This window comes from Roseateles flavus, from assembly GCF_039872765.1.
Classification (GTDB): Bacteria; Pseudomonadota; Gammaproteobacteria; order Burkholderiales; family Burkholderiaceae_C; genus Roseateles_B; species Roseateles_B flavus.
In genome coordinates this window covers 382,479-394,222 of the sequence record NZ_JBDPZC010000003.1, presented here as the reverse complement: position 1 = coordinate 394,222, position 11,744 = coordinate 382,479, and the positions used below count along the sequence as shown (strand labels likewise).

The 11,744-nt window shown below is 69.3% G+C and carries 10 protein-coding genes; 9 read left to right on the top strand and 1 reads right to left on the bottom strand.

Annotated features, from left to right (window positions below; genetic code table 11):
- The first annotated feature begins 84 nt into the window (after positions 1-84).
- The 9 genes from aceE (at position 85) to ABDJ40_RS09610 (ending at position 11,111) form a co-directional block, all read left to right on the top strand.
- Positions 85-2,796, top strand: coding sequence for a pyruvate dehydrogenase (acetyl-transferring), homodimeric type (gene aceE / locus ABDJ40_RS09650; RefSeq protein WP_347609085.1), 2,712 nt, complete (start codon positions 85-87; stop codon positions 2,794-2,796).
- Positions 2,797-2,837: 41 nt separating this feature from the next.
- Positions 2,838-4,496 (top strand): dihydrolipoyllysine-residue acetyltransferase, encoded by a 1,659-nt coding sequence (aceF, locus tag ABDJ40_RS09645; protein ID WP_347609083.1) that lies wholly within the window; start codon positions 2,838-2,840, stop codon positions 4,494-4,496.
- 132 nt (positions 4,497-4,628) lie between these two features.
- Positions 4,629-6,431, top strand: coding sequence for a dihydrolipoyl dehydrogenase (gene lpdA / locus ABDJ40_RS09640; protein WP_347609081.1), 1,803 nt, complete (start codon positions 4,629-4,631; stop codon positions 6,429-6,431).
- Between the two features lie 152 nt (positions 6,432-6,583).
- Positions 6,584-7,387, top strand: coding sequence for a hypothetical protein (locus tag ABDJ40_RS09635; protein WP_347609079.1), 804 nt, complete (start codon positions 6,584-6,586; stop codon positions 7,385-7,387).
- A gap of 211 nt (positions 7,388-7,598) precedes the next feature.
- Positions 7,599-8,507, top strand: a complete 909-nt coding sequence (locus ABDJ40_RS09630; RefSeq protein ID WP_347609077.1) for a hypothetical protein — start codon at positions 7,599-7,601, stop codon at positions 8,505-8,507.
- Positions 8,504-8,860 (top strand): hypothetical protein, encoded by a 357-nt coding sequence (locus ABDJ40_RS09625; RefSeq protein ID WP_347609075.1) that lies wholly within the window; start codon positions 8,504-8,506, stop codon positions 8,858-8,860. Before ABDJ40_RS09630 ends, ABDJ40_RS09625 begins: the two co-directional genes overlap by 4 nt.
- A gap of 5 nt (positions 8,861-8,865) precedes the next feature.
- Positions 8,866-9,819, top strand: coding sequence for a J domain-containing protein (locus ABDJ40_RS09620; protein ID WP_347609073.1), 954 nt, complete (start codon positions 8,866-8,868; stop codon positions 9,817-9,819).
- Positions 9,820-10,008: 189 nt separating this feature from the next.
- Complete coding sequence (locus tag ABDJ40_RS09615) at positions 10,009-10,398, top strand: LiaF transmembrane domain-containing protein (protein WP_347609071.1); 390 nt, start codon at positions 10,009-10,011, stop codon at positions 10,396-10,398.
- Positions 10,395-11,111, top strand: coding sequence for a LiaF transmembrane domain-containing protein (locus ABDJ40_RS09610; protein WP_347609069.1), 717 nt, complete (start codon positions 10,395-10,397; stop codon positions 11,109-11,111). The genes ABDJ40_RS09615 and ABDJ40_RS09610 overlap by 4 nt, the downstream gene beginning before the upstream one ends.
- Before the next feature lie 33 nt (positions 11,112-11,144).
- On the opposite strand, the gene ABDJ40_RS09605 is transcribed toward ABDJ40_RS09610, so the two are convergent.
- Positions 11,145-11,729 carry a hypothetical protein gene (locus tag ABDJ40_RS09605; RefSeq protein ID WP_347609067.1) on the bottom strand — a complete coding sequence of 195 codons (585 nt, stop codon included), beginning with the start codon at positions 11,727-11,729 and terminating at the stop codon, positions 11,145-11,147.
- Positions 11,730-11,744: the final 15 nt, after the last annotated feature.

Genomic DNA, 11,744 nt, shown 5'->3' with positions numbered 1-11,744 from the left:
CTGTGACGGCAATCGGCGGGGCTTGAAGCCAGGCATCAACACCGCGAATCACCATCGCAATACCGAGATTTGCAAGGAGACAGCATGTCCGCGCAGCCCCAGTCCCTCCCAGGCGCAGCCGCCCAAGACACCGACGCCCTCGAGACCAAGGAATGGCTGGACGCGCTGTCCGCCGTCATCGGCGAGGAGGGCAGCGAGCGGGCCCATTTCCTGCTCAACACCCTGATCGATCACGCCCGCCAGTCCGGCATCGACGTGCCCTTCTCGGCCACCACGCCCTACGTCAACACCATCCCGGCTGACCAGGAGGCGCGCTGCCCCGGCAATATCGAGATCGAGAAGCGCCTGCGCGCCTACATGCGCTGGAATGCCATGGCCATGGTGGTGCGGGCCAACCGCCTGAACCCGGCGGACGGCGGTGATCTGGGCGGCCACATCGGCTCCTTTGCCTCGCTGGCCTCCATGCTGGGCGCGGGCTTCAACCACTTCTGGCACGCCGAGAGCGAGAAGCACGGCGGCGACCTGCTCTACATCCAGGGCCACAGTGCCCCCGGCATCTACGCCCGCGCCTTCCTGGAAGGCCGCTTGAGCGAGGAACAGCTGGACAGCTTCCGCCAGGAAGTCGATGGCAAGGGCCTCTCCAGCTACCCGCACCCCAAGCTGATGCCGGACTTCTGGCAGTTCCCGACCGTCTCCATGGGCCTGGGCCCGCTGATGGCCATCTACCAGGCCCGTTTCCTGAAGTACCTGCATGCCCGCGGCATTGCCGACACCGCCAGCCGCAAGGTCTGGGCCTTCATGGGCGACGGCGAGATGGACGAGCCCGAAAGCCTGGGCGCGATCGGCCTGGCCGCGCGCGAGGGCCTGGACAACCTGGTCTTCGTGATCAACTGCAATCTGCAGCGCCTGGATGGTCCGGTGCGCGGCAACGGCAAGATCATCCAGGAGCTGGAAGGCGAGTTCCGCGGCAGCGGCTGGAACGTGATCAAGCTGGTCTGGGGCAAGGGCTGGGACGAGCTGCTGGCGCGCGACAAGAGCGGCAAGCTCAAGCAGCTCATGATGGAGACGCTGGACGGCGACTACCAGGCCATGAAGGCCAATGACGGCGCCTACGTCCGCAAGCACTTCTTCGGCAAGTACCCCGAGACCGCCAAGCTCGTCGAGCACATGAGCGACGACGAGATCTTCGAGCTGCGCCGCGGTGGCCACCAGCCCGAGAAGGTCTACGCCGCCTTCCACGCCGCCCACAACAACGGCACGGGCCAGCCCACGGTGCTGCTGGTCAAGACCGTCAAGGGCTATGGCATGGGCAAGGCCGGCGAAGGCAAGAACACCGTCCACCAGACCAAGAAGCTGACGGACGAGGACATCAAGTACATCCGCGACCGCTTCGGCATCCCCGTGCCTGACAGCGAGCTGCCCAAGCTGCCCTACTACAAGCCGGCCGATGACACGCCGGAAATGCGCTACCTGCACGAGCGCCGTCAGGCCCTGGGCGGCTACCTGCCCAAGCGTCGCGTGAAGGCCGACGAGAGCTTCGTCACGCCGCCCCTGGACACCTTCAAGGCCGTGCTGGAGCCCACTGCGGAAGGCCGCGAGATCTCCACGACCCAGGCCTATGTCCGCTTCCTGACCCAGCTGCTGCGGGACAAGGAACTCGGCCCGCGCGTGGTGCCCATCCTCGTCGACGAGGCCCGGACCTTCGGCATGGAAGGCCTGTTCCGCCAGATCGGCATCTACAACCCCAAGGGCCAGCTCTACACCCCGGTCGACAAGGACCAGGTGATGTACTACCGCGAGGACAAGGCCGGCCAGATCCTGCAGGAAGGCATCAACGAGGCCGGCGGCATGGCCTCGTGGATCGCGGCTGCCACGAGCTACTCGACGAACAACCGGGTGATGATCCCGTTCTACGTCTACTACTCGATGTTCGGCTTCCAGCGCATCGGCGACCTGGCCTGGGCGGCCGGCGACATGCAGGCCCGCGGCTTCCTGCTGGGCGGCACCTCGGGCCGGACCACGCTCAACGGCGAGGGCCTGCAGCACGAGGACGGCCACAGCCACATCCTGGCCGGCACCATCCCGAACTGCGTCTCCTACGACCCGACCTTCGCGCATGAGGTCGCCGTGATCATGCACAACGGCCTCAAGCGCATGGTGGAGAACCAGGAGAACGTGTTCTTCTACATCACCCTGCTCAACGAGAACTACCCGATGCCCGGGCTGAAGGCCGGCACCGAGGCGCAGATCCTCAAGGGCATGTACCTGCTGGACGAAGCCAAGGCTGGCAGCGCGCTGCAGGTCAACCTGCTGGGCTCGGGCACCATCCTGCGCGAGTCCATGGCCGCCAAGGAGCTGCTGGAGCAGGACTGGGGCGTTGGTGCCCACATCTGGTCCTGCCCCAGCTTCAACGAGCTGGCCCGCGACGGCCAGGACGCCGAGCGCTGGAACCTGCTGCACCCGACCCAGGCGCCGCGCGCGGCCTACGTCACCCAGCAGCTGAGCGGCACCAGCGGCCCGGTGATCGCCTCGACCGACTACATGAAGAACTACGCCGAGCAGATCCGCGCCTACGTGCCGGCCGGTCGTTCGTACAAGGTGCTGGGCACCGACGGCTTCGGCCGCTCGGACTTCCGCACCAAGCTGCGCGAGCACTTCGAGATCAACCGCCACTACATCGTCGTGGCCGCGCTGAAGAGCCTGGCCGACGAAGGCAAGCTGCCGCTGGCCAAGGTCGCCGAGGCGATTGCGAAGTACGGCATCAAGGCCGACAAGATCAACCCCCTCTACGCCTGATCGCTCCCGCGCAGCGCAACGTATTCAACGGAGACATCCGCATGGCAATGCTTGAAGTGAAGGTGCCCGACATCGGGGACTTCAAGGACGTGGCAGTGATCGAGCTGCTGGTGAAGGTGGGCGACACGATCTCGGTCGACCAGAGCCTGGTGACCGTGGAGAGCGACAAGGCCTCCATGGAGATTCCCTCGACGCACGCGGGCGTGGTCAAGGAGCTGAAGGTCGCCGTGGGTGACAAGGTCAACGAGGGCAGCCTGCTGCTGATCGTGGAAGGGGCGGGCGCTGCGGCGGCTGCGCCTGCACCGGCTCCCGTCGCGGCTCCGGCTCCGGCGCCTGCCGCTGCCCCGGCAGTGCCAGCTCCTGTCGCCGCGCCTGCGGCGGGCGGCGGGCTTGTTGACGTCGTGGTGCCGGACATCGGCGACTTCGACGAGGTCAGCGTGATCGAGGTCTTCGTCAAGGTGGGCGACACGATCCGCGTCGAGCAGAGCCTGATCACCGTGGAGAGCGACAAGGCCTCGATGGAGATCCCGTCCTCGCACGGCGGTGTGATCAAGGAGCTCAAGGTCAAGCTGGGTGACAAGGTCGCCAAGGGCACGCTGCTGGCCGTGGTGCAGACCGCCGCCGGCGCCGCTGCCCCCACGGCGAGCGCACCGGCCCCTGCCGCGCCTGCCGCAGCGCCGGCTCAGGCCGCCGCAGCGCCTGTGGCCGCAAGCGCCTCGGTGCCGGCGCTGCCCGCGCATGAGCCCTCGGCCGCCAAGGGCCGCCTGCCGCACGCCTCTCCCACCATCCGCAAGCTGGCCCGCGAGCTGGGCGTGCCGCTGGAGGAAGTGAAGGGCAGCGGTCCCAAGGGCCGCGTGCTGGAATCCGACGTGCAGGGCTTCGTCAAGGCCGTGATGGCCGGCCAGACACAGACCGCCGCACAGAAGGCCGCCGCGCCCGCGGGCGGTGCAGCCAGCGGTGGCGCCTTCCCGGGCCTGCTGGCCTGGCCGCAGGTGGACTTCGCCAAGTTCGGCCCCATCGAGCGCAAGGAGATGGGCCGCATCAAGAAGATCTCGGGCGCGAATCTGCATCGCAACTGGGTGGTGATCCCGCACGTCACCAACCACGACGATGCCGACATCACCGACCTCGAAGCCTTCCGCGTCCTGCTGAACAAGGAGAACGAGAAGAGCGGCGTGAAGGTCACCATGCTGGCCTTCATGATCAAGGCCGCCGTGGCCGCGCTCAAGAAGTTCCCCGAGTTCAACGCCAGCCTGGATGGCGACACGCTCGTGCTGAAGCAGTACTTCCACATCGGCTTCGCGGCGGACACGCCCAACGGCCTCGTGGTGCCCGTAATCAAGGATGCCGACAAGAAGGGCATCGTCCAGATCAGCCAGGAGATGGCCGAGCTGGCCAAGAAGGCCCGCGACGGCAAGCTGGGCCCGGCCGACATGACGGGCGGCTGCTTCACGATCTCGTCCTTGGGCGGCATCGGCGGGCGCTACTTCACGCCCATCATCAATGCGCCCGAGGTGGCCATCATGGGCGTGTGCAAGAGCCAGATCGAGCCCAAGTGGGACGGCAAGGCCTTCCAGCCGCGCCTGATGCTGCCGCTGTCCTTGAGCTGGGATCACCGCGTGATCGACGGCGCGGCGGCTGCGCGTTTCAACGTGTACTTCGCTTCCTTGCTGGCCGACTTCCGCCGCATCGCTCTTTAACCACCCCCTACGCGCTTCGCGCGCCCCCTCGAGGGGGCACGCGCGACGGCCCGGCAAAGCCGGATCCGCGCGCGTCGCTTGATCATCCTGGCCGTGCCATCATCGGCGCGCCTTGAGGACATGGAGACAGACATGGCATTGCTAGAAGTGAAGGTCCCGGACATCGGCGACTTCAAGGACGTGGCCATCATCGAGCTGCTGGTCAAGGCCGGCGACACGGTGAAGGTGGACCAGAGCCTGCTGACCGTCGAGAGCGACAAGGCCTCGATGGAGATCCCGTCGACGCACGCCGGCGTGGTCAAGGAACTGAAGGTGAGCCTGGGTGACAAGGTCAACCAGGGCACGGTGATCCTGATGCTGGACAGCGAGGGCGCTGCCGCGCCGGCGCCGGCTGCGGCCCCGGCCCCGGCTCCGGCGCCGGCCCCTGTTGCCGCGGCCCCTGCAGCGCCGCTGCCCGCGGGCAGCTACAGCGGTGCCGCCGACCTCGAGGCCGACGTGCTGGTGCTGGGCGGTGGCCCGGGCGGCTACTCGGCCGCCTTCCGCGCGGCGGACCTCGGGCTCAAGGTTGTGCTGGTCGAGCGCTATGCCACGCTGGGCGGCGTCTGCCTCAACGTGGGCTGCATCCCCTCCAAGGCGCTGCTGCACGTGGCCGCGGTGATGGACGAGGTGAGCCACATGGCGGACCTGGGCGTCGACTTCGGTGCGCCCACCGTCAACATCGACAAGCTGCGCGGCCACAAGGAAAAGGTCATCGGCAAGCTGACCGGCGGCCTCTCGCAGATGGCCAAGATGCGCAAGGTGACGGTCGTGCGCGGCTACGGCAGCTTCATCGATCCCTACCACCTGAGCGTGGAAGAGACCACCGGCACGGCCCAGGACAAGACGGGCACGAGCAAGGTGGTGCGCTTCAAGAAGGCCATCATCGCTGCCGGCTCGGCCGCGGTGCGACTGCCCTTCCTGCCGCAGGACGACCGCATCGTCGACTCCACCGGCGCACTGCAGCTCAAGGGCACGCCCAAGAAGATGCTGATCATCGGCGGCGGCATCATCGGCCTGGAGATGGGCACCGTCTACTCGACCCTGGGCGCTCGCCTCGACGTGGTCGAGATGATGGACGGCCTGATGCAGGGCGCGGACCGCGACCTGGTCAAGGTCTGGGAGAAGATGAACAAGCCCCGCTTCGACAAGATCATGTTGAAGACCAAGACGGTCGGGGCCGAGGCCACGCCCGAGGGCATCAAGGTGCAGTTCGAGGGCCTGGACGGTACGAAGAGCGAAGGCGTCTACGACTTCGTCCTGCAGGCCGTGGGCCGCACGCCCAACGGCAGGAAGATCGCCGCCGACAAGGCCGGCGTGGCCGTGACGGACCGCGGCTTCATCAACGTCGACGTGCAGATGCGCACCAATGTGCCGAACATCTTCGCCATCGGCGACATCGTCGGCCAGCCCATGCTGGCGCACAAGGCGGTGCATGAGGCGCATGTGGCGGCCGAGGTCATCGCTGGCGAGCTGCTGGGCGACGCTGCGCTTGCGAAGAGTCAGTTCGACGCCCGCGTGATCCCCAGCGTGGCCTACACCGACCCCGAGGTCGCCTGGGTGGGCCTCACCGAGGAGCAGGCCAAGGCGCAAGGGCTGAAGGTCAAGAAGGGCCTCTTCCCTTGGGCCGCCTCCGGCCGCGCCATCGCCAACGGCCGCGACGAGGGCTTCACCAAGCTGCTCTTCGATGAGGAGACCCACCGCATCGTCGGCGGCGGCATCGTCGGCACGCATGCGGGCGACATGATCGGCGAGATCGCCCTGGCCATCGAGATGGGCGCTGACGCCGTTGACATCGGCAAGACCATCCACCCGCACCCCACGCTGGGCGAGAGCATCGGCATGGCCGCCGAGGTGGCGCATGGCAGCTGCACGGATGTGCCGCCGGCACGGAAGTAAGCCGCAACGCTGAAGGCAGGAGGCCCGGTCCGGCAACGGCCCGGGCCTTGTTCATGGCGGGCCCTGGCCCGGTCCTGCGCCCCGATTCATGGGACTTCCAAAGCCTGCCCCCGGGCGCACACTTGAGGCTCTGCTGGTCCCTCCCTCGCGCCGTGAACCGCCTCCTCGCCCCGATGCTGCTGCTGCTCGCCGGCCTGCTCCGGCCGACCGAGGTGCAGGCGCAGGTGCAGGTGCAGATGCAGGTGCAGGTGCAGGTGCAGGTGCCGCGCGAGCTGCACTACTTCGACATCCCGCCCATGATGTACGCGGACGCCCAGGGCCGTGCCGCGGGAACCCTGGTGGAGCGCCTGCGCAAGGTCTGGCCCCCGGAGCTGCCCATGCCGCCCCTGCTCCTGGCGCCGCTGAAGCGGTCGCTGCAGGACATCCTGCAGGGCGCCGAGCCCATCTGTCTGGTCGGCGTCTTCAAGACGGCGGAGCGCGAGGGCGCTGCCTGGTTTTCCAGCCCGATCTACCGGGAGTCGCCCTCCGTCTTCCTGGCCACACGGGCCGCGGCGATTCGCATGCGCAAGTACCCCACGGCCCAGGCCATGGTCGAGGACCCCTCGCTGCGCCTGCTGCTGACCGACGGCGCCTCCTATGGGCCGCAGCTCGATCTGTGGCTGCGCCAGCGCGGGACGGGCATGTTGCGCGTGAGCGCGCCGCCTGCGCGCCAGATCCACATGCTGCTGCGCGGACATGCGGACTTCATGTTCACCGACCTGGACGAGGCCGAGCACCTGCTGAAGGACGTCGGCACGGCGGCACGCTCGCTGGAGGTGGTGATGCTGCCCGGCATGGTGGAGTCGCCCACGCGCCACCTCATGTGCCAGCGCGACCTCGACCGGCGCTGGCTGGACACGGTGGACGAGGGGCTGCGCCAGCTGGACGCCGCGGGTGCGGGCGCGGCCGGCTCCTGAATGCAGGGGCAGACCCGCAGGTCCTGCCACCTCTTTCCTGGAAAACCCCGAGGATCGGGCCGGCCACTGCGACAGAAAGTGAGGCGACCGCCACGAATGGTGCCCGCGCCTCGCTAAACTTGCCCCCGACCCGCCACGCCGACGTCGAGGGCCTGCCATCCTGGCGCGCGGGGCGACGAAGTCGTGCCGGACGGCACCAATGGGGTAGGGAATGAAGGACAACAGAACACTGTACGAGTTGCTGGGCGTACGGCCTCAGGCCACCGCCACGGAGGTACGCACGGGCTACCGCCTGGAGCTGGATGCACTGGAGGCCCAGCGGGGGACCCTCTCGGCGCAGGATTTCAACGACCGCGTGCAGCTGCTGCGCGTGGCGTTCACCACCCTCAATGACCCGATCTCGCGGGCGGGCTACGACGCCGATCTGGACGCCGCCGCCAAGGCCGCCGCCGCCGTGCCCTACGGCGGTGCCCTGGCCACCACGTCCTCGGTCTCCGGTGCCCGGGCCGACGCCCTGGGCCTGCGCGCCGACGCCCTGGCCCTGCGGGCCGACGCCCTGATGGTGCGGGCCGACATCGCCCCGTCCAGCCTGCAGGGCGACGGCCTGTTCAGCGACTGGTCGCCGGCCCTGCGCCGCCTGGTGAGCTCCGCCGTGCTGCTGCTGGTGGTGCTGGGTGTGGTGGTTGGCGTCTCCCGCTGCACGACCAAGAGCGCGCGCGACCAGATCGAGCTGCGCGAGGCCCAGGAGCGCCGCGCGGCGGAGCAGGCCATGCTGCAGGACTACTACCAGACCTACGGCGTGCGGCCCGCCAACCGGGCCGAGATGGAGCTCATGGAGGCCGAGCGCCGTCGCAAGGAGAACGCCGAGCGCCAGGCCGCCACCGAGAACCGCCGCGTCGAGGAAGAGCAGCGCCGCTGGGAGGAGGAATCCCGGCGCCGAGGCGAAGAGGCCAGCCGCAATGTGCAGGCCGCCATGGAGGCCTCCCGCGAGGAACAGCAGCGCCTCAAGTTCGAGGCCGAGCAGGTCGCGCTGGAGATCTCGCTGAGCAACAACGACGTGGACCGCAAGCGCCTGCAGCTGCGCCTGCGCCAGTTGAAGGAACGGATGAAGGACGAATGAGGCGGCGTCTGCGCATCCTCGGCAGCCTGGTGGTGGTGGCGCTTGCCGGCGCCTCCCTCACGGCCTGCCAGAAGAAGCTCGAGGCTTCGCAGTTCGTCGGCACCTGGAAGTCCTCGCGCCTGAGCACGCCGCTGCTGATGCGCGAGAACGGCGACTGGGAGATCCGCGGCACCGATGACGGCGTGCTTCAGTACGGTGTCTGGCGCCTGGACGGGCAGCGCCTGATCTGGACCCTCCGCGATGCCCATGGCCAGGTGACGCACGATGCCAACACCGTCCTGTCCGCGGAGCCGCGGCGCTTCGTCCTGGCCGAGCGGGATGGCAGCAAGACGACCTTCGACAGGCTGGACTGAGCGCCGTGAACCACTACGACACCCTTGAAGTCAGCGCCCGGGCCAGCCCCGAAGTGCTGCGTGCGGCCTACCGCAGCCTGATCCAGCGCTTCCACCCGGATCGCCGCCCCGATGATCCGGAGGCCGCCGCACGCGCGGCGGCCATCACCGAGGCCTATGACGTGCTGTCGGACCCCGTCCGGCGTGCGGCCTACGATGACTGGCTGGCGGCCCAGCAGGCCCCGGCGGCACCCAGGGCCGCGGGCCCGGTGCCTGCAGCGGCGGCCACGGGTGCCGCGGCGCGTGTACGGACGGCAGGCCCGGCAGGCACGCGCGGCACCGCCCGGCCTGCGCCCGCGGGCTCGAGCGGGCGCTGGGTGCTGGGCCTGCTGGTGCTCGCGTTCGGGCTCGGCCTGGCGACCTGGCTCTGGCCCCGCCAGGCGGCCCGGGAAGACGACTGGGCCAGCCTGCGCCAGAGCTTCTCCGCCCCGGGACACACGGAAGAGGAGCTGCAGGCCCTGCTGCGCCGCAAGGAAGCCCTGCTGCAGCGCCAGCCCGCCCTGCGTGAGCGCGAGGCCCAGGAGGCCGCCCGCGACCGCGAGGCCCGCAGCCTGGACCTGCTGGACCAGCCGCTGGAGATCTACCTGGGCACCGGCGCCATGACCATCCCCCGCGTGCAGCTGGTGCTGGGCACCTTCGACGGCCCGGCCCTGCGCAGCTACATCCTGAAGAACCGGGAGACCCTGGTCCGGGAGCTCAGCCGCGCGCTCAATGCCGCGAAGCCCGAGCTCCTCCTGGGGCCGGACGCCGAGCACAACCTGCAGTCCATGATCCAGGACACCCTGACGACCGCCCTGGGCACGCAGCCGCAGGAGTCGTACCCGTCCACCTGGTTCGAGTCTCCCGGGCGCTATGGCGTGGTGGCCGTGCAGCTGCCCGGGCGCTACAGCTTCAAGGCTTACGGGGCGGGCCCCACCTGAGCTCCCCCTGAGGCGCCGCGTGGGCGCTCCCCGGGGCGGACCGGCGCGGCTTGCCGTTCGTCGTCCGCCCCTGCGTTTCGTCACGCCCTGCGGCCGGTTCACGACATTCCTGAAGACAGCGGCAAGGCCTGGGGCTATGGTCCGGGCTTGAAAAGGGCAAGGGATGCCCGGCGACGCTTGGAGGACCCCATGGAGATCGAACAGCAGAGTTGGCGGGCACGACGCCGCTGCGAGCGCAGGCGCCACCGCGGCGAAGGGCGCAGCGGCTTCGGGCTCTTCCTGATCCTGGCCGGCCTGGTGCTGCTGGTGCAGCGCAATGGCTGGCCCAGCTGGTTCCAGTTCGAGGCGCCCTGGTCCGTGGTGATCGCCGCGATCGCCGCCCTGAGCCTGCTGCTGGCGCGCTCGGCACGCGGGCTCACACGGGCCCTGTTCCTGGGCGCTGTCGCCGCCTGGTTCTATGCCTGCGAGACGGGCTGGCAGGGCTTCGGCTTCCAGCAGTCCTGGCCCTGGCTGCTGATCGCACTGGGCGTGGCCAAGATCCTTCATTACCTGCTGGAGCGAGGGGAGGGCACCGCATGAACACCGGCAACACACCGACACGCGCCGCCCGCCACCAGCTGTGGCTGGGCCTGACCCTGGTCCTCGCCGGCGGGGCCTTCCTGCTGGACAACCTGCACTTCCTCGAACTGCGACGCATCCTGCCCTTCTGGCCGGTGTTGCTGGTGGCCCTGGGCGCCGCGCGCCTGCTGACGGCCGCGCCGGGCGACAAGGGCGAGCAGCTCATCGGCGGCCTGCTGCTGGGCGTGGGTAGCCTGCTGCTGCTGCGCCGCCTGGGCTGGCTGCACATGGAATGGCGCGACTTCTGGCCGCTGGTGCTGATCGGCGCGGGCGTGCTGGTGATGACGCGGCGGCCAGGCCAGGCCGGCGTCTTCGGCAAGGCCTTCGGCAGCGTCAGCCAGGACAGCCTCGACCGCCAGCTCGACGTGAAGGCCGTGCTCAGCGGCCAGCAGATCCGCGTGCAGTCCCAGGACTTCGTCGGGGGCCAGCTGCAGGCTGCGCTGGCGGGCGTCGAGCTGGACCTCAGCCAGGCCGGCTTCCAGCGCGCGGTGCTGGAGGTCTCTGTGGTGATGGCCGGCCTGGAGCTGCGCCTGCCGGCGGATTGCCGGCTGCGTGTCACGGCCTCCTCGGTGCTGGGCCAGATCGAGGACAAGACCCAGCCCCTGCCCCAGGCCAGCCGAGAGCTGGAGCTGCGGGGCTCCCTGGTGCTGGGCGGCATCACCGTCCGCCATTGACGGCGCCGGGCCGGCGTCTGCCGGCCGGTCCGCTCAGCGCGGGCCGGGCACTGTGCTGCAGTTGGCCACGCCGAAGCGGTCCACGAACAGCCGGAACTGCTCGCCTGGCCTGAGCGCCTGCCATTGCTGCAGGCTCACGCGGCAAGTCCAGTCGCGCTCCTTGGCGTCGACCATGAGCACCTCGTAGATGCCCTTGTACCGGGCAATGCGCTCGGCGCCGGCCTCGTCCGGCCGCAGGGGAGCCAGCACCGGCGAGCCCCAGTATGGCGGCTCGGGGTGCACGCCTTGCGTGCGCACGGCGCGCAGCGTGCGCCATTGCAGGCCGGTGTAGCGGCAATGCGGGCTGGGCTCGGCGCGCTGGCCGCTGGGGTCCTCCATCACCTTGCGCTGGATCTCCTGCACGCCCGGCGGCATCTCGTCGCACCAGCTGGAATCATTGACCTGGACCAGGCGCTCGACCTCGATGTCGCGCTGCCAGCGCAGGGTCTGGATGGTGACCCACTCACCGCGCGGGCCGAAGAGCTTCCATCCCAGCGGCGCGAAAAGCAGGGCGATGATCAGGGCGGCCATGCGGTGCTGGCGCTCGCGGTGCGAGAGGTAGTTCAGTGCGACGGGCATGGCGCGATTGTCGAG